This is a genomic window from Myxococcaceae bacterium JPH2 (assembly GCA_016458225.1).
GTDB lineage: Bacteria > Myxococcota > Myxococcia > Myxococcales > Myxococcaceae > Citreicoccus.
Genome location: JAEMGR010000009.1, coordinates 180,337 through 204,989 on the forward strand (window position 1 = coordinate 180,337; position 24,653 = coordinate 204,989).

Below are 24,653 nucleotides of genomic sequence, written 5' to 3' on the forward strand. Positions count from 1 at the left end.
GCGAGACGCGCGCGCGGTCGTCTGCCTCACCTGGACGCCTCATTCATGATGTTGCATCAATCCGCGGTGGGGAGAGACCTCGCGAGGAACTCCGTGAGCATGGGGGCCACGACCTCGGGGCGCTCGTAGTGCGGCAGGTGCCCGGCGTCGTCGATGACCTGAAATTGCGAATGAGGAAGGGCCGCGCGGACCTCTTCGGCGATGGGGAGTGGCGTGATTCGGTCGTCGCGTCCCCACAACAGCAGCGTGGGGACGCGGAGTCCGGCCACGCGGTGAAACGTCGGCGCCGCGGTGTGGATGGCCATGTGCCTCAATGTCGAGAGCAGCGCGTGGCCGAATCCCGCGATGCGCGTGGAGGGCAGGAAGCGAGCCTCGAGTTCTGAAACCAGCTCGGGGCGACGTGAATAGCCCGGCAGCCGGGCTCTCAGTTGCCGCTCGCCCATCACCGCGAAGAGGGCTTCCCCCAACACGGGCACATGCATGAGCCGAACCCCGAGCGACAGCTTCGTCCCAAAGCCATCCGGCGCGATGAGGCACAGGCTCCGGACGCGCTCGGGATTCCGATCCACATACTGCACGGCCAGCAGTCCACCGAAGGCGAGTCCCACCAGATGCACCGGCGCGTGGAGCCCCAGCGCGGCCAGCAGCTCCGTGAGCTGCCGTTCATACAGCTCCGGGCCGTACTTCAGCTTCGGTCGGTCCGAGTGCCCTCGGCCCAACAGGTCGTAGCGCAGCACCTGGTGGCCCGCGCGCACGAGCGGCTCGACCAGGGGCTCCCAGACGAACAGCGGCAGGGTCGCCCCCGGAATCAACACCACCACGGTGCCGCCTTCAGGGCCGTCCAGCAGGTAGTGCGTGTTTCCATCGCTGAGGGCAATGAATTGCCCCGGGGCCGTCGCTCGGAGATGCGCGTCGAGAGGAACTGACGAAGCGGTTCGCATGGCGAGTGAGTAGCGTCGGGGCCCATGCGGAGGAAGGGACCGCTCGCGACGAAGAAGGGACTTCTCGCGACACCTCGCGCGCTTGAGCCGAACCCGTGTTGTGCGTAGCGTCCGAGAGACGAGGGCATCGCCATGGCCACCCCCACTGTCTCCACGACATTGCCCCGGCTCATCCTCGACGCGATCGCGGCGAAGGGCGTGAACGCCGATGCCCTGGCTCGCGATGCTGGAGTGGATCGAGCACAACTGACGGACGCGCACGCGCGAGTCACCCTGCCCCGTGGCCACCTGCTCTGGGAGAAGGCGGCCGCGGCTGTCGGCGACCCGCACTTCGGACTGCATCTGGCCAGGACATTCCAACCTGGCCAGTTCGACCTCTTCGATTATCTGTGTCGGACCGCCGAGACCCTCGGAGCGGGGCTCAGCCTCGCGAGCCGTCACTTGCGGTTGCTGCACGATGGCGCCGACCTCCAGCTCACCTTGACGGCGAGCCGCGCGACGCTCCGCTACCGCTGTCCGAATCGCCCTGCCGGGCCTGGGCGGCACGAGGCGGAGTTCACGCTCGCGCGGGTGCTGACGTTCGCGCGCGAGGCCACGGGCCAGCCGTTGAGCCCCTTCCAGGTGGGCTTCACCCACGCGGCCCCGCGCGGACAGGATGTCCTCGCCGAGGCCTTCGGCACGACGCGCCTGGCCTTCCGTCAGGAGTCCTGCACGCTCACGCTGCCCCGAGACCTCCTCTCCCTCCCCTTGCGCCATGCGGAGAGCGGACTGCACGCCCTCCTCCTGCGTCACGTGGACCTGCTGACGCGCGAGGCAACGCGCCCCGTGGGCTGGCGTGAGCAGCTCCAGGCCCACGTCGAAGAAGCCATGGAGCATGGGGAGCCGTTGCTCGCCCGCGTCTGCGCGCGCCTGGGAATGAGCCCGCGCGGACTCCAGCGCCGACTCAAGTCCGAGGGGCGGACCTTCCGCGAAGTGACCGAGGATGCCCGCCTGGAGAAGGCCCGCCGCCTGCTGGCTGACGACTCGCTCAACGTTGAAGGGATCGCGCAACGGGTGGGCTACTCGGATGCACGGGCCCTGCGCCGCGCCTTCGAGCGCCGGACTGGGATGACCCCGGGGCGCTACCGCCGGAGCACCTCCACCGCGTGAGGCGGGGGCGGTACGGGCGCACTGTCACGAGGGAGTAGCGACTCCCTATCGCCGTGCTCCTGGTGCTAGACCGGCACGGCTCACACCCTGGAACTCCATGCCCCACGCCTCCTGTCATCACCTGTCGCCGTCCCTGACGGCTCGTGCCGTGCCCACTTTCCTGGGTGCGTACGCGCGCTTGATTTCCGCCGCCGTCTGCGCGGCGCTCCTCTCTGCCTGCGGAGGCGGAAGCAACTCCAATCCTGAGCCCGACCCGGGTGGCGCCTCTGGCGCAGCGGTGGTCACCACCTTGGCCGGCAGCACCACCGCAGGCAGCGCCAACGGCACGGGCGCGGCGGCCAGCTTCAAGGGCCCCATGGGCATCGCCACGGACAGCCAGGGCAACGTCTATGTGGCCGAGTTCAACAACCACCTCATCCGCAAGATCACCCCGGCGGGTGTTGTCACCACGCTGGCCGGCAGCGGCAGCAGCGGCAGCTCGAATGGGATGGGCACCGCCGCCAGCTTCAATTCCCCCAGTGGAGTGGCCGTCGACGCCTCGGGCAACGTCTATGTGGCCGACTCGTTCAACGGGATGATCCGCAAGATCACCCCGGCGGGAATGGTCAGCACCATGGCCGGCAGCACCACCCCGGGCAACACCAACGCCACCGGCACGGCCGCCAGTTTCCGAGGCCCCCTCGGGGTGGCCGTGGACGCATCAGGCAACGTCTACGTGGCTGACTCCGGCAACAAGTTGATTCGCAAGATCACCCCGGCCGGCGTGGTCAGCACCCTGGCCGGCAGCGGCGAATATGGCAGCACCAATGGCACCGGCACAGCCGCCAGCTTCTCGGGCCCCCGAGCGGTCGCCGTGGACTCCTCCGGCAACGTCTATGTGGCCGAGCCCTCCAGCAACCTGATCCGCAAGGTCACGGCGGCCGGAGTGGTCAGCACCCTGGTCGGCACTGGCGCCGTCGGCAGCGCGGACGGCACCGGGACCGCCGCCAGCTTCGCGGATCCGATGGGCGTGACGGTGGATGCCTCGGGGAATGTCTTTGTCTCCAGCATCGCGGACAACCTGATCCGCAAGGTCACCTCCGCGGGCGTGGTCACGACCCTCGCGGGCAAGGCCGGAGTCGGCAGCAACGGCAGCGCGGATGGCACGGGCGCGGAGGCGCGCTTCAATCTGCCCCAAGCCGTGACCGTGGATGCCTCCGGAAATCTCTACGTGGCGGACTACGGCAACAACATGATCCGCAAGCTCCGTCTGCCCTGAAGCCATCGCCCATGCGCGGGCGCAGACAGCGGAAACAGGAGGACAGCTGCGGCGCGCAGCTGTCCTAAACGACGGGTCGTGAATCTCGATCGGCTCGGAGGGTCAGCAGGCACAAGGCGAGCGGAGAAGTGGCAGGAACCCGCGCCGTTCAGCCTTGTGTGCGCAAGAACCAGAAGAAAGCAAACGAGCCCTGCCGCAAGGAGCGAAACAGCTGGGCCTGCGCAGTCGTGACCGCAGGGGGGCTCATTCGCTGGGGGAGAGGACTGACTGCCCGCTCACCGCGCGACGAGGCCTGGCGGTGCCCAAGGGTGCCGGGGCCCAGTCGCGCACGCAGGCCGCGCCCTGGCCCGAGCGCCAGCAGCCCCCTGGGGCGAGGGCACCCGGCCTTGAGCAGTCCTGAGCCGGCGAGAGCGCATCGACGCGCAATGACAAACACGGGCCCGCCTGCGCCGCCATCAGGACCCCCACCTGGTGCTGGACGGCATCTGCTGGGTGCTCCGTACGCGTGTGCCTTGGCCCCCATTCGACCAACCATGGAAGTCAATACTACAGCGCTGAAGGTGAAAGGGTATGATGCAGGCCCTTCCCCGGACTCCCATGTTCGACCTCATCCTCAAGCTGCCATACGAAGTCCAGCAGCTCATCCTCTCCTATCTGGCTCCTCGAGAACACGCGGCCCTCGCCATCGCCATCGAGGGCACACAGGACGAGGACAACGAGCAGCGGATTGAAGCCTTCCTCCACCCTGGTCCCGCGCGTCGGATCCGAGCCCCGCAGCGGATGGACGGGGCCTTCATCAACTTCCTGCTGGGAGGGCTGAGCACCGGCTTCATGAACCTGAAGGACTTTCCGGAGCTTCGGCAGGCACTCCGACTGCTCACGGGCGATGCCCACATGGCCTTCTCGGGCTTCTACCGACTCTGCGTGGACCGGCAGGCGGAACTCGAGCGGGGCGGGGCCTTGCCCTTCTCGACGGCTGTCGCCCGGTGGCTGCCTCGCAGGGAGATGCACCGGAAGCTGTCGGGCACGGTGACGCGCTCCTTCCAGACCACGGGCGGCGGCGGCGACCGACCGGCGTTTCGCGGGGGCAACGCGCTGGAGCGGTTGTTCGTCGAGCACGGGGACCTCACCAGTTGGGTGGATGCCCTCATCCTCCTGACGCAGTACCGCAAGCGCATGTTCTGGACCAACCTGCAGGAGAACGCGGGCCTCTCCCACGCGAACCGGGATGGAACCAGCTACCACACGTTCACCCAGCTCTTCCTAGCCAAGCCGGACCGCACGATCCCCAGCTGCGTGTGGTTCCACAATGACAAGTCCAGTGACGGAGGAGGCGCCACGCGCGTGGTGAGCTTCTACGACACCCAAAAAGGGACCCTGCTTGTCACGACGCCGAAGTTCATCGCCGGCCACCTCGACGCCATGGAGATCCTGGATGCTTCCTACGAGGAGGTCTACCAGATGCTGCGGCTCATGCGCCGCCTGCCCCCCTTCTGCAACGGCGACCCAGACGTCCTGCTCGCGACCTACCTGCTCTCCTTCCTCAATGGCAATGTGGGCACGGTCCTGCGCAGACAGCCCGGGCTCGATGGCACCCTTTGTCTGCGCAGAGCGAAGGTCAAGAAGCTGCTCAACACGCGCTCCTTCCGGATCGCGGACGTCACACTCACCATCGATCAGGCCTGCCTGACCGCGCTGTCCATCCTGTTCCTGACCGAGCCCCGGCACGCCATGCCGCTGTGGACGTCCAACTACGATGCGCTGTGCTGCATCGCGGAGGGGACGCTGACCTTCGACGACATCTTCGGGTGTCCGATGATTTTCGACGCCTCCAGCGGAGTGCTGATGCTCCAGCACGATGACGAGGGCTCCATCGGGCGTCTGCTCTCGTCGAACAACACCGCGGCGACTTATACGGACCCGAGCGTCCGGCATACGCGCAAGCTCAAGGAGCTGATCATGCCGGTGACCGAGCTCTTCATCAAACACGGCATGTTCGACGTCATCGCCCAGCTCACGCCCCTGCTCGTCGACGAGATGACCGAGTATCGACGGGTGAATGAGATTGGCTCGGTCCTGCCCCCCTCGCTTCCCTGGTACGACCCCATCTCCGACGCGACCCAGGATCTGTCGTATGAGCAAGAGCAGCCCTGGAGCGGAAAGGGAAGGAAGCCCAAGCCACTCAAGGTGGTCCCACTCGGCTGGGACGGTGTGCTACCGAACAAGGACACGCGAAAGAAGTCCAACGCCGTGGTGAGGTCCATGGGTAGCACGCTGGACTCCTGGGGCCGGAAGAACCACGTCGCAATGCGCCAGCAGGAGCGATTCTCCCAGGCGCGACAGCTCACCGTCCTCGCGCCGGTGTTGAAGATCCTCCTCTTGCGGCTGCTGCGCGGGCGCAACGCGCCCCTGCTGGAGAAGCTCCTCATGCTCGCGCAGCAGCTGTCCGAATAGGTCCGCGCCCTGCCCTTCCGCGGGCCCAGGGCGGCGCGCGGTGAAGGGCGCTCCTGGCGCACGCATACAATCGCTCCCGACAGGCACGCAGGACCTCCTGCGTCCTTTCATGAGCCCACGGCAGAGCAGAGATTCCCCCTCAGGAGACGAGGCACATGCCCCAAGCAAGGGTGCTGATTTCGCGAGGCTCCGCCGACGGCGGATGGGCGACGGACGTCGCGCAAGCGCTGGTGGACACGGATGGACAGGTCACCGTGGACATCCTCTCCACCAACGAGTTCAACACCACCGAAGGCAGTCCTCGGGGACAGATCATCCGCATGTCCCAGGTTGCCCAGATCGGTCAAACCTTCGCGCCCACTCCCCAGGCCACGGCCCCACTGCTCGCGAGCTTCGCGGGCATCCTCGCGAACAACCAAGCCGTGGATGGCTCCCTGGCCGTGGCGTACAGCGCCTGCACCCGGCTGCTGGCCGACTACACCCACGTGGCGGTGCCACCCACGGGCGCGGGAACGATTCCCATGGCGATGCATGACTATGCCATCGCGCCCATCAGGAGGCTCAGGCACGCGCTCCGGCGCTTCCCCAACCTCCAGCCCAATCCTGACCTCCACCAGGTGAACCTGGGCGCGCCTGGCGAGCAGTTCCTCTCCCCCTGGTTGCAATTCGACGTCGGGCAGTATGGCCGTTCGCTGCTGATCGAGATGTGCCTGATCACCGCGGCCTACCGGAGAGGGATGCCTATCTACGCCACCTGTCATGGAGCCCAGTTGATGTGGTTCATGCTCGGCGGACGGCTGCACCGGATCCCCACCTCGATGCAAAACCGGGGGTGGAGGGCGGGAGGGACCTCGGTCTCCATCTCGGGCGGGATGATGCGCGTGCGAACGCTGAACCCCAACAACAGCAAGCAGCACTACTTCCGCAACCCCACCGGGCCCAACCTTGGCCGCACCCGGAGGAATGCTCATGAATGGGTGGAGGGTGAGAGCAGCCCCCAGGCGCCCATGACCTTGCCCGAAGTGCAGTCTCGGGGCCGGATGCGCCAGCTGATGAAGAACATCCGCCAGTTCGACTTCCAGCATGCGTCGTACATGGTTGGCGACCTTCCCGAGGTCCAGGCGGAGTTGGAGCCGCACCCCCTCGTGCGGTGTCCGCCCCCAGGCGGAATGAACGCGGTAGGGCTGCTCCCCACGGACCTGCCCGGCATCGTGGGGGCGTATCAGATCAAGTCGGTCTACGCGTTCCAGCACCATCCTCACAAGGTCGCGCAAGTGGACCCGGAGGCCCGCGCCTTCCTGCGCGGATGGCTGGGCCTCCAGGCAAGCTTCAGCATTCCCTGGATCTAAAGCCGGTGGGCGGTAGTTTCGCAGGGCTAACTCCCACTTGGAGAGGCAGCGGATCTTGCCGGCGTCGATTCCGCATGAGATCGAATCGTCGGAGACCACGGACGTGAAGTGACCCGGCACTCGCTCTTCGATTCGAGAGAAGTCGCTGCCGATCTCGCTTTGAACCGCCTCCCCGTCCGACGTCACAGTCCAGGAAAAGCCATGAAGGTCAACAGCAGAGAACGAACCCGAGGCGCGAATCAACTGACGGTTGGGTTTGGGATTGCCGTCGAGGGCCTCCATGCAGAAGAGCGCGCCGCCCTGGCTGATCGCGCAGGCCCTCCAGTCACTGACCGCCACCTTCTCACCGGTGAGCTTGGTGGCGAAGGCGTGAAGGTTTCGGCGTTCTCCCCGGCACACGAGGCGAGCTGAGGTCCCCCGGTCATCGACCCTGGGCTCCTCGGAAGAATCACGTGCCACCGGGGCCGAGCCAAGCGCTGGGCTCGGATTGCGCGCCGAGGTCGTGCCCTGTCCGGCCACCGTGGGCGCCCTACATGTCGACAAGGATGACATGACGACTCGCGCCAGGACAAAGCCATCGCTGTCCGAAGCGAGGCGGCCCTCGGGGTCACAGCCCCCGAGACATGGTCTCGAGACTTCGGCCCCCGACTTGGAGCGGATGATCACCCATCCAGCGGCGTCTTGAAGCGCACCCGTCGGGAGTCGCACGAGTTCCACCCGCGCCGCCTACTCGCGCAGCACCTCGCAACCATCACGAACCCGACCGAGGTTGCGCGTTTCGCGTGGGGCGTCGTGCGGGTTCTCATCAAAGGTCGACGATGACGTTCGTTCGCGACCCACAGATAGAGCCGCGAGTCAGTCGGTATAGGTCACCAGAGACCGCTTCTTCTTCGTGGCTGCGGCGAAGAACCTCTAGAACTCCTTGATTTCCTCGATAATCTCCGCGGCGATCTTGCTGTTGCCAGAGCCTTCGAGCACGCACTCCTCATCGACCTCTTCGTCGTCGCGCAGCTCATCAAAGTCGGCCTTCTTGAGCGCGGACTTGATTACCGCGAGGTCGACCTTGGTGAGAGCGGCGCTCAGCTTGGCGACGGTCGCGGTGGTGGTGAGATCGAAGCCAGCGCTCTCCACGGACTTCGCCTTGACGTGCTTCTCTCCGCCCAACACTGCGCTGAGCGGGTGCTTCTTCGCAGGGTACGCGGCGCCGGTGAGGAAGTAGTTGATCGAAGTGTAGAGCTGCGTCGCGAACTGCTCGCTCGCGGGCTTGTCGATCGATGTGATCGTGTCGGGGGGCCTTCTTGAGCGCGGCGACCTCTTCATCGGTGAGCATATGAATCCACGTGATCAGTGCCATGTGAGAAGCTCCGTTCGAACGCGCAGCCTTGCGAGTTTGCGCCCAACACGCGACCTCGCGCGCCAGCTGCATTCACGAACGCAACTGCTCCGCGTCACGCGCCACTTGTGAGACAGCGTTGATCCACCGCGCGAGCACCTTGCGCTCGCCATGACAGCTTCAACGGATGCCTTCGCGACGAGTGTCTCAGCAATGAGCGGTAGTCTCATCGTGACGACTCCGGAACGGCGGTCATGCGTCTCGCCTGGGATTCGACGTGCGTGTTCCCTGGAGAGCAAGCGTTCCGACCGAAGTCTCGACAGCACGCAGACCCAGACAACGCCAGACAGTTCGCTGTCAACCTGAAGCCTGTCATGGCAAAGGCCGACAGAATCCGGCCCACAGGCGCATCCGCGCGGCCTGGGGTAGTTTCCCCCAGGCGTCTGGACTCAGAGCGGCGTGGCCACCGGGGTCCGCAGTCCGTGGTTGATCAAGAAGCCTCGGACCGCGGTGGCGATCTCGGTCCCCGCTTCCAGCAATCCCGCGTGACCCGCGTCGTCCACCTCGAGCCAGTGGGCATGCGGGAGCGCGGCGCGGAAGCGCTCCATCTCGAACCTGGGGACGAGGAAGTCATTGCGCGCGGCGATGAGGAACGTGGGCACCGTCACGCTCGGGACCACGTCCCAGGCGCTGCCTTCAATCAAGCCTCGCAACGTGAGCCAGTACGCCCGCGGGCTCATGCGCCGCAGCGCGAGCATGAACTCGTCGATGTCCTCACGCGGCGCCCGCTGGCGGAGCACGCCCACGGCCCTGCCCAGCGGATACGCGATACGGCTGTTCATCATCACGTGCGCCGCGGGCGCCGCCAGCGGAACCAGCGGCGTGCTCGCGCGGAAGGCCTGGCGCGCGGCGCCGAACATCAGCCGAGAACTGAGCCGACCATTCGCCGCGCCAGGCATGCCAGGAGCCCCGGCGATGAGCGTCATCGCGGGGACCAGCTCCGGGCGCTTGCGATACAGCTCCAAGAGCACGCGCACGCCCATGGAGAACGCGATGTGGTGCGGTGGCTTGCCATCGCCCCGCGCCATCATGTCCTCGGTGACGCGCTCCAGGTCGTCCACGTGCACCGGGATGCGGTAGTCGTCCGAGCGCGACTCCTCGCTGCTGCCATGCCCCCGGTAGTTCCAGTGCACCACCCGGTGGTCCTGCTCCAGGTCGGCGACGATGTAGCGCCAGAAGTTCTCGGAGCTGCCAATGCCATTGGTCAACAGCACCGAGGGCCGACGCGCCAGCAGGGCGTCCGCCTGCGCCTCCGGCAGGTCTCCGTGGTGCGTGTGACTGGCCACCCGGGTTCCATCGGGGGCCACGACGAAGCGGGTCAAGCGGCGGTAGGGCATGCCAGCGTCAACCATGCGGCGGTCGGCGCGCTGGCGCAAGGACTCCAAGCAGCCCACCGAGCGGCACGGGAATGCTGGACGGCGGCCCCCCTGCCGGGCGATGTGTCCCGAGCCATGAGTCCAGGACGGGAGGTACCCTCGGGCATGCTGTGCGTGGATCCAGAGCGATTCGACGTGGCGGCGGCGCTCGCGCACTACGCCGAGCATGGCTACGCCCGCCTGGGTCGGGTGCTCGGTGATGAGGGCCTGAACTCCCTGCGCGAGCGGGCGGATGACCTGATGCTCGGACGCGTGGCGTACCCCGGCATGTTCTTCCAGCCAGACGCCCCGTCGGGTCGCTACGAAGACGCACCGCTGGGGCTCGGTTGGCAGGGGCCGTCCCTGGACTATCGCAAGCTGGAGAAGCTGGAGCTGGACCCTCGCTTCCTCGCGTGGGTCGAGAACCCCCTGTTCGAGCGCATCGTCCATGCGCGCCTCCCCGGCGACATCGTCCTGTACCGCGCCATCCTCTTCCACAAGGGACAGGCCGGCGGCAGCAACCTCCCGTGGCATCAAGATGGCGGGAAGCTCTGGGGGCTCACGAGAGATCCCGAGCTGCAGATCTGGACCGCCCTGGACGAGGCCCCACTCGACGGCGGCTGCCTGGAGGTGGTGCCCGGAAGCCATCGCGCGGGCCGGGTGACCCAGCTCGGCGGCGTCATCCCCGAGGACCGCGTGCTCGCCGAGTCGGCCGAGTCGCGCACCGTCCCCCTGCCCGTCCAGGCCGGCGAGGCGATCCTCATCCACAACCACATCTGGCATCGCTCCGGACGCGGGCGTCCCGGTCTGCGCCGCCGCGCGTTCTCCGCCTGCTACATGAGCGCGGACACCACCTGCGTGCGCAAGAAGAAGGCGCCCCGCGTCTTCCCGCCCGTCTTCCGCCGTTAGCGCCGCCTCACCCCGCGAAGTCCAACCGAGCCTTTCGTGTTCCCTCGGCGCGAGCGGGCTGCACCCATGGCAGGGAGACGCGGAAGGTGCTGCCGCGCCCCAGCTCGCTCGCGACGGAGATGTCCCCGCCAAAGCCCGTGACGATGCCGTGGCAGATGGACAGCCCCAGGCCCGTTCCCTCTCCCACCGGCTTGGTCGTGAAGAATGGATCGAAGATGCGCGCGCTGACCTCGGGGGACATGCCCGCGCCCGTGTCCGACACCTCGACGACGACGCGGTCTTCAACGCCGCGAAGCGTGATGCGCACCTCGTTTCGCTCCGGCGCCCCGGGGACGATGGCCTGCGCGGCGTTGATGAGCAGGTTGAGGAACACCTGCCCGAAGCGCCCCTCACTGCCCTCCACCGGGGGCACGTCCTCATAGTCGCGCACGATGCGCGCGCGGTGCCTCAGTTCTCCCCGCGCCATGGTGATGGCGGACTCCAACACGCCCTGGAGTTGCACCGGCGCCACCGCGTCGTCGTCCCCGCGCGAAAAGGTCCGCAGGTCGCGCACGATGTGCCGCACGCGGTGCGCCCCGTCCGTGGCCTCGCGCAGCACTTCCTCCAGCTCCGCCACGCGGCCCGGGGGCAGCTCGTGCGCCAGTCGCTGCAGCTCGGTGGCGACGAACGACAGGTTGGAGAGCACGAACGCCAGCGGGTTGTTGATCTCATGCGCCACGCCCGCGGCCAGCGTGCCCACCGCCGCCAGGCGATCCGACACCACGAGCTGCGCCTGCATCGAGCGGCGGTCTGTCAGGTCGCTCGCGCTGACGACGGTGGACAATTGCCCGTCGAACAACAGGCCCTGGCTGCTCACCTCGGCGGTCATCACCCGCCCGTCGCGTCGCAGGAAGCGCAGCTCGCGGCGCTCCGAGCGCGCACCTCCCGGCGGCGCCGCGACAATCTCCTCCGCCGCGCGCCGGTCCTCGGGATGGACGAAGTCCAACGGCGCGGCGCCAATCAACTCCGGCCCCGTGAGCCCCAGGAAGCTCAGCGCCGCGGGGTTGACGTAGAGCAGCGGCCCCCCGCGATGCACGAAGATGGCCACGGGCGAGCCTTCGATGAGCGCGCGAAAGCTCTCCTCCGAGCGCCGCAGCGCCTCCTCCGCGCGCTTGCGCTCGGTGATGTCCAGCGACACCGCCCCGAGGAAGCGCTGCCCCAAGGCGTCCTTCGCGAGGAAGCGATACGTGAGCCAGTGGTGCTCGGTGCCGTCGCGCGCGGGCACCATCCCCTCGCCCGCGGTGAGCCGCCCCGTCTCCAGGACCTCGCGATCGCCCGCCCGCACGCCCTCGGCGGCGGACAGGGGCATCAGGTCCGTGTCGCTCAGCCGGCTCACGTCCGTGTCGCGAGGCAGGCCAAAGAACGCCAGGTAACGCTCGTTGACCCAGACCCGGCGGCCCTGCTCGTTCTTGATGGTGGCGAGCACCGGGCTGTGATTCATGAACGACTCGAAGCGCTCCTGCGAGACGCGGAGGGCCTCCAGCGCGGCGGTGCGCTCGGCGATGAGGGCCTGACGCGCGGCGGCCTCGGACGCGTTGCCCATGGCCGAGCCCAACAGCCCCGCCATCAACTCCAGCGTCCGCACGTCCCGGTCCTGGAAGGCGTCGGGCGAGCGCGCCGTGACGGTGAGCACTCCCACCGGACGGGCGTCTCGCCACAGCGGCGCGATGATGATCGAGCGGGCGCCCACCTCGCTTGCCGCGCGCCGGTCCACGCGGGGATCCGCGGGCGCATCGTCCGTGCGCAGCACCTCGCCTCGCGTGAAGCACGCGCCGGTGAGGCTGCCCTCCAGCGCCACGATGAAGCCCACGAAACCCGACAGGCTGCCCGTGGCCACGCGATACGTGAGCTGACGGCCGCCCACCCGAGGCAACCCCACGGCCGCGCCCTCCGCGCCGCACAGCACCCGCGCGCGCTCGCAGATGAGGCGCATCAGCGCGCCCAGGTCGAGCCCCGCCAGTGCCACGTCCGACTGGGTCTGGATGATGGCGGCCAGCCGCTCCAACTCACCAGGTGGGCCGGCGCTCGTCGGGGCTCGCGGCGCCATCAGGTTGATGACGAGGAGTCGCATCAAAGCTCGTTTGTACGGGCGAAGCGCGGAATCGTATGGTTGTGGACGGGAGGCAGTCCAGGTCCACCCCTCCGGACAGTGGACTCAAACAATTCATGCCGGAGTCGGGTCACCCTGGAGTGCTGGTCGCCGAGCAACCCCATTACCTGCCCTGGGTGGACTATTACGAGCAGGTGGCCCGAGCCGGCACCTTGCTCGTCTTGGATGACGTCCAGTGGCTGCGGCGAGGGTGGCAGCGGCGCACGCGCGTGGCGCTGCCAGTGGGCGTGCCCACCCCGCCCCCCTCCGAGCCTGGCTTCCAATGGCTGTCCATTCCCTTGGAGGACCCGCATCGGGACGTCCGAATCCGAGACCTCGCGGTGGACGCAAGCCAACCCTGGGCGCGCAAGCACTTGCAGTCGCTGGTGACTCTGTATGGCCGGCGGCCGTACTTCCGCACGCAGGTGCTGCCCCAGGTGGAGCCTTTCTACGACGCGGCCTCGCGTGAGGCGGGGCCGGGCTCGCTGCTGCGCCTGCTGCTCGCGAGCATGGCGCTCTTCTACGCGCCGCTGGGGCTGGCGCCGCGCATCCTCCTGGCGTCCTCGATGGAGCGCACGGGCGAGGACAAGAGTCAGCGGTTGGTGGAGTACTGTCGGCAGCTCGGGGCGCATACCTATTACTCGGGACTGGGCTCGTCGCTGTACCTGCGAGTGGATCGCTTCCGCGACGCGGACGTGCGCGTGTTGTGGCAGCGCTTCCGCCACCCCACCTATGCGCAGGGACGCGAGGGACGCTTCGTGCTGGGATTGTCCATCGTGGATGTACTGGCCAACGTGCCCCTGGACGAGGTGAAAGCCTGGCTTCAGCCCTCGCCCTGGGGACCGTTCGCGCCGCGCTCAGCGGAATGACGCGGCGGAGCCTCCAGCGGACGGACGCTTGTCAAAGCGCACGAAGTAGCTGTGCACGGCCGAGTCCAGGAGCGCCGGATCCAGGCGCGGGACGATGCCCTGGTAGTGCGCCATGTCGATGACCTGATCCAACAGGTCGCGAGGCTGGCACGCCGCGAAGGGCCGCCCCAAGGGCCGATAGTGTTTGTCGATGAGGTAGTCCACCGCGCCCGCGTCGTACGGGACGCCGCGCTTGTGACACATCAGCTGGAAGATTTCGTGGAACTGCTCCTCGTCCGGGCGCTGGACCTCCAGCTTGTAGCGGACGCGGCGCAGGAAGGCGTCATCCACCAGGTCGCTGGGGTCGAGGTTCGTGGAGAACGCGGCGAACACGTCGAAGGGCACCTGCACCTTCTTGCCCGTGTGCAGCGTGAGGATGTCCACGTCGCTCTCCAGCGGGACGATCCACCGGTTGAGCAAATCCTTGGGCGACACCTTCTGACGGCCGAAGTCGTCGATGAGGAGCATCCCGTTGCTCGCCTTCATCTGGAACGGGGCCTCGTAGTACTTGACCTCCGGCGTGTAGACGAGGTCGAGCATCTCCAGCGTCAGCTCGCCGCCCACCACCACCAACGGCCGACGGCAGCGCACCCAGCGCCGATCATACGCGGGCGCGCCGGGCTCATCCGCCACGGGCTTGTGCAGGTTGACGTCGAAGATCTTCACCACGAAGTCATCGATGAGCAGCGCATGCGGGACGAAGATGTCCTCGTCGAAGCAGTTCACCATGCCCTGGCAGATGGCTGTCTTGCCATTGCCCGGAGGCCCATAGAAGAAGATGGCGCGGCCCGAGTTCATCGCCGGGCCAATGCCATCAAAGATGTAGTCGCGGATGATGAGGTCCCCGAACTTGTCCTCCATCCGCGCGCGGGTGATGCGATTGCCGCGCACCGTCTGCCGCCGCACCGCGGCCACCCACTCCTGGAAGGGCACGGGCGCCGGGCCGTTGTAGCGATTGCGATCCAGGATCTGCCGCATCACGTCCGTCACGAACGTGGTGAGCTGGTAGATCATCGTGGACTTGCCCACGCCCGAGGAACCGCCGCCGCGGATGTCCACGTACTTCTGGCGGCGCAGCCCCTCGATGGTCTCGTCCACCAGCGCGGTGGGGAGCTGGAGTCGGCCGGCGATGTCCATGCCGCGCATCTCGCCGGCGAAGAACAGCGCCTTGAGGACCAGCTCCTCGATGAAGGTAGCGTTGAGGCCGGTGTCCTCCAGGGTGCGCGGCTGCGCGGGCCAGAAGCGGTCCACGGGAGGCGGCGCCTCGGCGGCTCGGCGCGGCGGCAGCGCGGTGCGGCGCTCCGGTCCCGGCGGCGGGCCCGCCATCCCCGAGACCCGGCGCTCCGGCCCCGCGTAGCCCGAGGCGGCGGGCGGCAGCGTGCGGCGCTCGGTGGGGACTTCGGGCGAGCCCGCGAAAGGAGCCGGGGTCGCCGCGGGGGGACGCGGCGGGGGCCGCATGGCCGCCTCGGCGGCGGGCGTCAGGGCGGGCGCAAGTCCCGTGGTGCCACGCGGACGCGGAGGCGCCTCCAGCAGCCCAGAAGGCGGCGGCGCACCGGGCGCCGCGCGAGGCCGGGGCGGCGCCGAGAGCACCGGACCGGGCGCGGGTTGGGGCGCGGCGGGGCTCTCCAGCGGGGTGACGGTGCGGTTGCGGTCCTCGGCGGAGTCGGGCTGGGATGGGCTGGAGGGGGGTGCCCCCGGCCTCCTGAAGAAATCGGGCATGACGGCTCCGGTTGGAACTGCCGGCGCAGCCTACTCCACCCGCCCGGATTTCAACGATGTGGCATATCCAGGGATTTGCCATGGTCTTCGCTCGGCCACGCCGGGCGTCCTGGTGCTAGCTTCACCCCATGAGCTTCTTCCAGGCCCCTCCCCAGTTGGGGAACCAGTACGACGACGACGCTTTTCTTCAGGGCTACCTGGCCCGCACCCTCCCCGAGGACGTCCGGCGCTCACTGACGGACGAGTTCCGCGAGCTGGGGGAGCTGAGTGGCAAGTACTTCTACGAGTTCCAGCTCCGCGACCGGCTGAACGAGCCCGTGCTGACGCAGTGGGACGCGTGGGGGCACCGCATCGATCACATCGAGGTGACGCCACTGTGGAAGGAAGCGGAGGCGCTCACGGCCCGCAAGGGACTGGTGGCGACCGCGTATGAACAGAAGCACGGCGCGCTCAGCCGCGTGCACCAGTTCACCCTCAACTACCTGGTGCAGCCCTCGCTGGACGTCTACTCCTGTCCGCTGGCCATGACGGACGGCGCGGCGCGCTCGCTGCTGTCGCTGGGGAACAAGGACCTCATCGACCGCGCCCTGCCCCGCCTCACCTCGCGAGACCCGGCCACCTTCTGGACGTCCGGGCAGTGGATGACCGAGCGCACGGGCGGCTCGGACGTGGGCCTGACGCTGACCGAGGCGCGCAAGTCCCCCGAGGGTTGGCGCCTGTACGGCACCAAGTGGTTCACCTCCGCGACCACGGCGCAGATGGCGCTGACGCTGGGACGCCCCGAGGGCAACGGCCCCGGCGGCAAGGGCCTGGCGCTCTTCTACGTGGAGACGCGCGACGCGGCGGGCAAGCTCAATGGCATCCAGATCAACCGCCTGAAGGACAAGTTCGGCACGCGCAAGGTGCCCACCGCGGAGCTGACGCTGGACGGCGCGCTCGCGCTGCCGGTGGCGGGCCTGACGGATGGCATCCGCAACATGTCGATGATGCTCAACGTCACGCGCACCTGGAACGCGGTGGGCGCGGCGTGGAGCATGCGCCGGGCCATGGCGCTGGCGCGCGACTACGCGAAGCGCCGCGTGCAGTTCGGCGCGAAGCTGTCCGAGAAGCCGCTGCACGTGGACACGCTGGCGGGCCTGGAGGCCGAGTACCAGGCGGGCTTCCTCCTGAGCTTCCGCGCGGTGGAGCTGCTGGGGAAGCTGGAGACCAAGACGGCCACCGAGACGGAGCTGCTGCTCCAGCGGCTGGTGACGCCGCTGGCGAAGCTGACCACGGGCCGGCAGGTGGTGCACATCACGTCGGAGGTCACCGAGTCCTTCGGTGGCGCGGGCTACGTGGAGGACACGGGCCTGCCGCGCGTGCAGGCGGACGCGCAGGTGCTGTCCATCTGGGAGGGCACCACCAACGTGCTGTCGCTGGACGCCCTGCGCGCGCTGGCCAAGGAGGGCACGCTGGAGGCCTTCTTCCACGAGGTCGAGGGCCGACTGGCCAAGGTGCGCGACGCGGACCTGCGGCCGTGCGTGACGGTGGCGCAGGACGCGCTGGAGCATGCTCGGGCGTGGGTGTCCGGCGCGCTGGGCAACCCGGCGACGCTGGAGGCCGGGGCGCGGCGCTTCTCGCTGACGCTGGGCCGCACGCTGGAGCTGGCGCTCTTGAGCGAGCACGGGCAGTGGTGCCTGGAGAACGGCCACGGCCCGCGCAGCAAGGCGGCGGCGCGGCGCTTCAGCAAGCACGGCGTGGACCTCATCCGGGACGACATCGACCTGGATGACGCCCGGCTGCTGAGCTGAGCGGCATCCGTTCGATGCGAGCAGGACGCGCGGGGGCGGCTTCGTGGCTGCCCCCGCTGCGTTTCCGGCTGCGTCCGCGAGACACTCTCGCTAAGAGACGGGCGCCATGTCCGTCCTGAGTCCCGCGCAGAGCCAGCAGTTCGCCGCCCAAGGCTTTCTCATCCTGCCCGCCTTCGTCGCGCGGGAGCGCACCGAGCGCATGCTCGCGCGCGCGAAGGAACAGGTCGCCGCGGACCAGGGCCCCGCCGAGTACGAGGCCGACCTGCGCTACCCCGGCGCGCCCGAGAGCCGCACCGCCGAGGGAGGCCGCACCATCCGACGCCTCCTCCAGGCCCACGCGCGCGGCGAGTCCTTTGCCCAGTGGTTCTCCGAGGACCGGTTGCTCGGAGCGCTGGCGGAGTTGTTGGGCGGTCCCGTGAAGCAGGCGCGCTCGCACCACAACTGCGTGATGACCAAGCAGCCGCGTTACTCCTCGGAGACGGGCTGGCATCAGGACATCCGCTACTGGTCCTTCACCCAGCCCGAGCTCATCTCCGTCTGGTTGGCGCTCGGAAGCGAGACGCCCAGGAACGGCGGGCTCCTCGTCATCCCGGGCACGCATCGGATGGACTTCGCTCCCGAGCGCTACGACGAGCGCCTCTTCCTGCGCCCCGAGCACCCGGAGAACGCGCCCCTCATCGCCCGCGCCGTGAACGTGTCACTGGAGCCCGGTGACGTGCTGCTGTTCCATGCCCGGCTGTTCCACGCCGCCAGCCGCAATCACACACAAGACACGAAGTACTCCGTGGTCGCGACGTACCGGACGCTCGACAACGCGCCGGTGCCTGGGTCGCGCTCCGCCGCGCAGGACTGAGTCAGCGGTGCGCGCTCCCGAGCGTGATGAAACGATGATGAAGTGAGGAGGCTCTCGTGCGGCGCACGACGGACTGGCCAGTTCACCATCTGGCTTGTTGTTCGTGAATACCGCCGACTTCCTTGCCGTCACGCGCCGAGATGCCGCCCCCACCCCCGCAGAGTCCCCGTCGCCTCGGCGCATGCGGCTCCCAGCGGGCGATGGCGCCGAGGACGCTCCACCTCCTGTGGCTCCTGCTGTTCTCCGCCAGCACCAACGCCTGGGCACAAGACTCCTCCATAGGCGGGACCGTCATCCATGCCGCGGACCGCCTGCCCGTCACCAATGCGCGCGTCACGGCGAGTTCGCCGGCCCTGGATGAGGAGCGGATCACCGTCACGGATGACGCGGGGAAGTTTCAATTCACTCAGCTTCCACCGGGCCTCTATGTCCTGCAGTTCGAGGCGGATGACTTCCTTCCCCAGCGTCGAAACGAAGTGAGCCTGCGGGCAGGGAGAGCCATTCGCGTCAACGTCGAACTCATCCCCGAGCAGTTCATCGAGTTCGATGAAGAGCGGCTTCCGGTGGCGGGGGTGAACCCCTGGCCGGACTTCGATGCGCGGGTGCCCACCGCGCGAGAATCCATCGAGGAAGGCTTCACCGATGAGCTGGCGCGTCACCGTCCCGCCATGGACTTCGGAGGCCTGCTGCGCTCATTCGACAGCAGCCTGGAGCTCTTTCCGGGGACCCGGGTGATGGCAGGGGGACTCAGCCTTCACGGCGCATCTCCGTTCGAGAACGACACCCTCCTCGACGGACTGTCCATTCAGGACCCCGTCTTCGGCGTCAACGCCCTGCCCCTTCCCGAGGCCTTCGTCGCGAACCTGAGCCTCGTCACCCGCGGCGCCCTGCCCGATGACGCGCGGGCCGTGGGCGCCCACATCATCGCAACCACCCCTTCCGGCCACACCCGACCGCATGGGGCCATCTTCGCGACCTGGACGCCAGGCCTGTGGGAAGGACCTCGCTCGCGAGCCCAACTCGCCGCGGGCCTGGTGCGCCAGGAGTCCCTTCACCAGTTTGGCGATCTCGGCGGCATCATTCGTGGCTCCTTGATGAAGCACCGGAAGTGGACCTTCGTCCTCGGAGCCGCGCCCACCTTCCGCCGAATGGCCCTGTCGACAGCCTCCTCCAACGAGGACTCGACACCCGAATCCGTCTCGAACTTTCACGACCGACGCGCTGTCCAGGTGATGGGCAAGCTCGAGTTCGCGCCCTCGCGGGCCGAGTCGCTTTCCCTGTCCTTCATCACCCTGCCGACGCTCTCCGACGGCTTCGCTCCGGTGGCGAGCACCCCCGCTTCAGCGGCGCTCGTGAACAGCACCTCCACTCGGACGAGCCTTGCCTGGGCCCGCCGCCTCGTTGAATCGAACGTGAAGCTCCAGGCCCAGGTCGGATGGCTTCACCGGGACTCCACCTTCGAGGAGAGGACGTCGCTGGAGCGGACCGACCTGGGCGAACAGCGCGAGGACAGCGCGGAGCGCTACCAGGCGAACTTCCAGTTCGAGCGCGACGCGGAAGATGCCCATGCCCTCAAGGCGGGCGTGAACACGGAGTACCTCGTCCACGAGCGCTCCGGCCACCTCCTGGAGAACACCTTCCACGGACAGGACGAGACCGACCTTCGCCATGACGTGCTCGCGGCGAGAACGCGAGGACAACGCCTTGGGGCCTTCGTCCAGGATGCCTGGTCCCCTCTGCGTGGACTCTCCGTGTCCGGGGGGCTTCGCTATGACCTCCAGCGCGTGCTGCCCGAGGCAGGAGGCCCCGCGCTTCTCACCGGAAGCCGCGTGTCTCCACGGCTGGGCGTGACGTATGGGCAGGACCACTTCGTGCGCTACTTCGCGCAGTTCGGGATGGCCATGTCGCAAGTACCGCTCGCACTCGTGGAGGCCCACGCGCTGGCGCGAGAGACCGTGCTCACCGCGCCCACGGCGCAGGACTTCGTGGCTGGACTGGATGCCCGCAGTGGGTTCGAGACGAGGCTCAGCCTCCAGTACCTCCGCCGTGCGCTGCACGCCCCCATCGACGACGTGCGGAGCGCACATCCATCGAACGACCGCACCTATGACGCCGTCACGGTGGTGCTCGGTCGCAACGACCCCGAGGCCCAGGACGGCCTGCAATTCCTGCTCAGCTACACGTGGTCGCGACTCGCGGAAGAAGGCCAGGGGCGCGTCCGTCTCGCGCCAACGCCCACCTCCAGTCCTGACCCGATGGGCTTGGGTGTGCTCTCCGCGTCGCCCGCGGATCGCCCCCACGCCGTGAAGGCCTTTGCCGCGTGGACGCTCTTGATGGGCCGCGACCTCATCTCCCAGGTGGGGCTCTCGTATCTGGGTGAGTCAGGCGCATGGATGACCGAGGCCCCTCGCCGGCTGGACTGGCATCACAGCCTGGATGCCTTCGTGACGCTCGGCACCTGGAACACGGGCTCCGGGCGATTCGTCGGCGGACTGGATGTCTTCAACCTGCTCAACTTCCAGAGTGTCACTCGGACCGATGCCCTCGGCGCACCGTCCGAGTACCAATCCCCCCGGCAGCTCCGCATCCAGGCACGCTACACGTTCTGACCCAGCCGCCTGCTCGGTGAACGCATCCCGAAGCCAGGCGACGGCACCGCGGCGTGGGCGGCTCCGCCACGCATGATGAAACGATGATGAAGAGAGGAGGCGCCCATGCAGCGCCCGGATGAAGCCTCCGCGCAGGATGGGATGTCCCTTTCTTCCGAGGCGTCTGTCATGCATTCCCGCTGGTGCAGTCGCCTGTTTCACCTGTCGCGCGGGACGATGCTGTTCGCACGCGCATTCGTTCGCGCAGTCTTGAGTGAAGATGCCCCAGGCGCCCCGGCACCGCGTGGAGCGCCACCTCCGCCGGACCAGCGCCCCCGGGTGTCGCTACGACTGGTGACCTCGCCCACCCCGATGTCGCCTCCGCGCGCCTTCGAGGCTGATGCGTGAACCTGCCACCGTCGAGTTCTGCGCTCGCCCCGACTTCAAGCTCACCATGACTACTCGACACTCCCGCTGGGTGTGGCTCCTGCTCGTCTCCGCCAGCACCGTCGCCTGGGCACAGGGCGGCGCATCCATCCTTGGCACGGTCATCGACACCGAAGACAAACAACCCTTCCCACATGTCTATGTCTGGCTGACAACCCAGAACCCGTTCGACACACCGCCCGCGGTCGAGACCGATGCCCAAGGAAACTATCATTTCACGGATCTTCCCCCTGGCATCTACACCCTCCACTTCCACACGGGAGTCCCCAACTCGGCGGACCGCGAACTCGGGCCTCTCCAGCCAGGACAAGTCCTTCGTGTCGACATCGCACTTGTCGACCCCAATGAAGAGGATTTCCCGGTTGCTGAAGTGGGACGCAGTTGGCCGACCTTCGATATGGGGTCTCCTTCCACGTCCGAACCCCTTGAAGAAGGCTTCACGGATGAACTGGCGCGGCACCGTCCCGCGCGAGACGTTGGCGGCCTGCTGCGCTCGTTCGACAGCAGCCTGGAGCTCTTCGCCGGCACACGGGTCATGGCGAACGGCCTCGGACTTCACGGAGCCTCCCCTCTCGAGAGCGACACCCTGGTCGACGGGCTCTCCACCATGGACCCGGCCTACAGCGGCAACGCACTGCCCCTTCCCGAGTCCTTCGTGGAGGACCTGATCCTCGTCACCAGTGGTGCACTGCCCGACAGCGCGCGGGCCGTGGGCGCGAACATCGCCGCATCCACCCCGACCGGAGGCACCCGGCTCCATGGCACCGTCTTCACCACCTGGACACCGGGGATGTGGGAAGGGCATCGCTCTCGGCCCCAGTTCGCCACGGGGCAGGCGCGCGACGAATCCCTTCATCAGCTCGGCGACCTTGGAGGCATCGTCGGTGGGCCGTTGATCAAACACCGCAAGCTGACCTTCATGCTTGGCGCCATCCCGACCTTCCGCCGCATGGCGGTGTCTTCGGCCCCCTCCAGCGAGGACTCGCTCCCGAGTCCGCCATCCACCTCGAACTTCCTCGACAGACGCGCCGTCCAGGTGATGGGCAAGCTCGACTTCTCGCCTTCGTGGGACGAGAACCTGACGCTGTCCTTCATCACGCTGCCGATCACATCCGATGCGCTCTCCCCTTTCACAGGCGCTCTCGTGGATCCAGCGCCCGTGAACAGCACTGTTACTCGGACCAGTTTGTCCTGGCTGCACCGCCGCACGGACACACGCCACCTGGGACTTCTGGTCCAGGTCGGGTGGCTCCACCGAATCACCTCTCGAGATTGGGAGACATCACTGGACACGCCGAGTGCTCCAACGTTGCTGAAGGGGCGCAGCGAGGACGGCGCGGATCGCTATCAAGCGAGTGTCGACCTCAACGGTCGATACGGCGCTCATTGGCTAGCGATGGGTTTGACCGGCGAGTACCTCGTCCACGACCAACGTGACAACACCATGGGAAGCACTCCATCGCTCTCGGATCCAATCGAGCGCTACCCGTTGGCCCTCACGTCGAGGACACGTGGACAGGTCATCGGCGCATCCCTGCAAGACGAGTGGTCACCCGTGCCCGGATGCAATTTCTCATTGACCAGCGGCCTTCGCTACGACCTTCAGCGCCTGCTATCCGCGGATGGCGGCCCTCCCATCTTTACTGGGAGCCGTGTCTCGCCGCGCCTGGGCATGACTTATCTATGGAATGGGCGCACTCGAGTCTTCGCCCAGTACGGGATGGCCATGTCCCAAGTCCCCTTGCGTCTCGTAGAGACCCACGCCCTTGGCCGCGATTCCACCACTGCGTCCCTCGTTCCGCCCTCTTCTCGTGACGCTGTCATCGGCGTGGATACCGAGCCCTGGTTTGATACCCGACTCAGTCTCCAGTATCTCCATCGGGCCTTGGGTGCCCCCATCGACAGTGTATGGAGCGCGACTCCGCCCCGGGACCGCAGCTACAACGCATTCATGGTCGTGCTTGGCCACAACAATGCCGAATCCCTAACGGGCCTGAAGCTCCTGCTCAGTTATACGTGGTCACGATTGACGGAGGAGGGCAAGGGGCGAGTCCGACTCTCGCCAACCCCTGACTCCGTGGCCACGGTGTTCGGCCCCGCAGGGAAGGGCGACTCCGCGCCCGTGGATCGCCCACACACCGTCAAGGCGTGTGTCGCGTGGGCACAGCGACTCGGCCCGAAGCTCATCACTCGAGTGGGACTCTCCTATCTGGGTGAATCCGGCGCCTGGATGAGCGGCGCGCCCCAGCGGCTGGACTGGAATCACAGCCTGGATGCTTTCGTTTCCCTCGCGACAGTGGATTGGGGAGACCGCGAGCGATTCACCGGAGGCGTGGATGTCTTCAACCTGCTCAACTTCCAGACCGTCACCCGGACTGATGTCCTTGGCGCTCCCGCTGAGTACCAGCAACCCCGTCAAATCCGCATCCAGGCCCGCTATGCCTTCTGAGCGATCCTTCCCAAACAGCGCGCATCCAAGGGGCATCCAGACGTCAATGCTCTCGATGAATGCGCGCGGCAGCGGCTCCTGACGGACGCCGCCGCACACGGCGCCCATTCAACACACGTCAGGTGGATGACGCGGGGGTCAGAACGCTGGAACCACCGCACCCTCGTAGGTCTTCTCGATGAAGCGGCGCACCTCTTCCGAGCGCAGGGCCTTCACGAGCGCCTGGATCTCCGGACGCGCTTCGTCTCCCTTCCGCACGACGAGGACGTTGGCGTAGGGATTGTCCTTCGCGGACTCCTGCGCCAGCGTCTTCGCGTTCAGGCGGAGGTTCTTCTTCGCCTCCAGGAAGTAGTTGCCGTTGATGACCGCGGCATCCACGTCCTCCAGCGTGCGCGGCTGCTGTTCCGCGTCAAGCTCTCGCAGCTCCAGCTTGCGCGGGTTGCCCACCACATCCTGGATCGTGGCGGCGGCGCCCACGCCGTCACGCAGCCGCAGCAGGCCCTGCTGCTCCAGGAGGCGGAGTGCTCGGCCCGCGTTGCTCGGGTCGGCGGGGATGGTCACCTTGGCGCCCTCGGGCAGCTCCGCGAGCTGTGCGTGCTTTGTCGAGTAGAGCGCCAGCGGCTCCAGGTGCACCGCCCCCACGCTCACGAGCGTCAGCTTGCGGTCCGCGCTGAAGCGCTCCAGGTAGGGCACGTGCTGGAAGTAGTTCGCGTCCAGCTGCCCATCCGCGAGCGCGAGGTTCGGCTGCACGTAGTCCGTGAACTCGACGACCTGGACATGCGTGCCAGCCCGCTCCGCCACGGGCACGGCGACGCGAAGGATTTCTCCATGGGGCACGGGATTGACGCCCACCTTGAGCGTGCGCGCGCCCTCCCCGGCCGCGTCTGACTTCTTGCAGCCCGACACACTCCCCACTCCCACGAGAAACAACGAAGCCAACAGCGCGCGAGACCAACGGTTCAT

16 protein-coding genes are annotated in these 24,653 nt (G+C 67.6%); 10 read left to right on the forward strand and 6 right to left on the reverse strand.

The genetic code is table 11. The features are described from left to right. Positions 1-56 precede the first annotated feature (56 nt). Complete coding sequence (locus JGU66_16050) at positions 57-941, reverse strand: alpha/beta hydrolase (protein ID MBJ6762282.1); 885 nt, start codon at positions 939-941, stop codon at positions 57-59. A gap of 132 nt (positions 942-1,073) precedes the next feature. Here JGU66_16050 and JGU66_16055 point away from each other — a divergent pair, with 132 nt between their 5' ends. The 4 genes from JGU66_16055 (at position 1,074) to JGU66_16070 (ending at position 7,151) form a co-directional block, all read left to right on the forward strand. Continuing rightward, a complete protein-coding gene (locus tag JGU66_16055) occupies positions 1,074-2,090 on the forward strand; it encodes an AraC family transcriptional regulator (protein ID MBJ6762283.1) in 1,017 nt (338 codons plus the stop codon). A gap of 277 nt (positions 2,091-2,367) precedes the next feature. Beyond that, positions 2,368-3,348, forward strand: coding sequence for a hypothetical protein (locus tag JGU66_16060; GenBank protein ID MBJ6762284.1), 981 nt, complete (start codon positions 2,368-2,370; stop codon positions 3,346-3,348). 570 nt (positions 3,349-3,918) lie between these two features. Next, the gene (locus JGU66_16065) at positions 3,919-5,802 is read left to right on the forward strand and encodes a hypothetical protein (GenBank protein MBJ6762285.1); all 1,884 of its coding nucleotides are present in this window, start codon (positions 3,919-3,921) and stop codon (positions 5,800-5,802) included. 155 nt (positions 5,803-5,957) lie between these two features. Further along, positions 5,958-7,151 carry a gamma-glutamyl-gamma-aminobutyrate hydrolase family protein gene (locus JGU66_16070; protein MBJ6762286.1) on the forward strand — a complete coding sequence of 398 codons (1,194 nt, stop codon included), beginning with the start codon at positions 5,958-5,960 and terminating at the stop codon, positions 7,149-7,151. A gap of 912 nt (positions 7,152-8,063) precedes the next feature. Here JGU66_16070 and JGU66_16075 read toward each other — a convergent pair. Further along, entirely contained in the window at positions 8,064-8,471 is a 408-nt protein-coding gene (locus tag JGU66_16075) for a DUF1877 family protein (protein MBJ6762287.1), read from the reverse strand. 462 nt (positions 8,472-8,933) lie between these two features. Next, positions 8,934-9,881, reverse strand: coding sequence for an alpha/beta hydrolase (locus JGU66_16080; protein MBJ6762288.1), 948 nt, complete (start codon positions 9,879-9,881; stop codon positions 8,934-8,936). A gap of 144 nt (positions 9,882-10,025) precedes the next feature. Between JGU66_16080 and JGU66_16085 the strand changes: the two genes are divergently transcribed. Beyond that, positions 10,026-10,808 (forward strand): phytanoyl-CoA dioxygenase family protein, encoded by a 783-nt coding sequence (locus JGU66_16085; protein ID MBJ6762289.1) that lies wholly within the window; start codon positions 10,026-10,028, stop codon positions 10,806-10,808. A 7-nt stretch (positions 10,809-10,815) separates the two neighbouring features. Here JGU66_16085 and JGU66_16090 read toward each other — a convergent pair whose 3' ends face one another. Continuing rightward, complete coding sequence (locus tag JGU66_16090; GenBank protein MBJ6762290.1) at positions 10,816-12,918, reverse strand: PAS domain S-box protein; 2,103 nt, start codon at positions 12,916-12,918, stop codon at positions 10,816-10,818. 95 nt (positions 12,919-13,013) lie between these two features. Between JGU66_16090 and JGU66_16095 the strand changes: the two genes are divergently transcribed. Then, positions 13,014-13,805, forward strand: a complete 792-nt coding sequence (locus tag JGU66_16095; GenBank protein ID MBJ6762291.1) for a WbqC family protein — start codon at positions 13,014-13,016, stop codon at positions 13,803-13,805. On the opposite strand, the gene JGU66_16100 is transcribed toward JGU66_16095, so the two are convergent. Continuing rightward, positions 13,794-15,563, reverse strand: a complete 1,770-nt coding sequence (locus tag JGU66_16100; GenBank protein MBJ6762292.1) for an ATPase — start codon at positions 15,561-15,563, stop codon at positions 13,794-13,796. The two genes, JGU66_16095 and JGU66_16100, sit on opposite strands and share 12 nt — an antisense overlap. 128 nt (positions 15,564-15,691) lie before the next feature. Here JGU66_16100 and JGU66_16105 point away from each other — a divergent pair, with 128 nt between their 5' ends. The 4 genes from JGU66_16105 (at position 15,692) to JGU66_16120 (ending at position 23,690) form a co-directional block, all read left to right on the forward strand. After that, on the forward strand, positions 15,692-17,353 hold the full coding sequence (locus JGU66_16105; GenBank protein MBJ6762293.1) for an acyl-CoA dehydrogenase family protein: 1,662 nt from the start codon (positions 15,692-15,694) through the stop codon (positions 17,351-17,353). A gap of 106 nt (positions 17,354-17,459) precedes the next feature. Next, positions 17,460-18,206, forward strand: a complete 747-nt coding sequence (locus tag JGU66_16110) for a phytanoyl-CoA dioxygenase family protein (GenBank protein ID MBJ6762294.1) — start codon at positions 17,460-17,462, stop codon at positions 18,204-18,206. Between the two features lie 200 nt (positions 18,207-18,406). Beyond that, on the forward strand, positions 18,407-20,815 hold the full coding sequence (locus JGU66_16115; GenBank protein MBJ6762295.1) for a TonB-dependent receptor: 2,409 nt from the start codon (positions 18,407-18,409) through the stop codon (positions 20,813-20,815). 379 nt (positions 20,816-21,194) lie between these two features. Further along, positions 21,195-23,690 carry a TonB-dependent receptor gene (locus tag JGU66_16120; protein MBJ6762296.1) on the forward strand — a complete coding sequence of 832 codons (2,496 nt, stop codon included), beginning with the start codon at positions 21,195-21,197 and terminating at the stop codon, positions 23,688-23,690. A gap of 138 nt (positions 23,691-23,828) precedes the next feature. Here the strand turns inward: JGU66_16120 and JGU66_16125 are convergent, their stop codons facing one another. Beyond that, positions 23,829-24,653, reverse strand: coding sequence for a MetQ/NlpA family ABC transporter substrate-binding protein (locus JGU66_16125; GenBank protein MBJ6762297.1), 825 nt, complete (start codon positions 24,651-24,653; stop codon positions 23,829-23,831).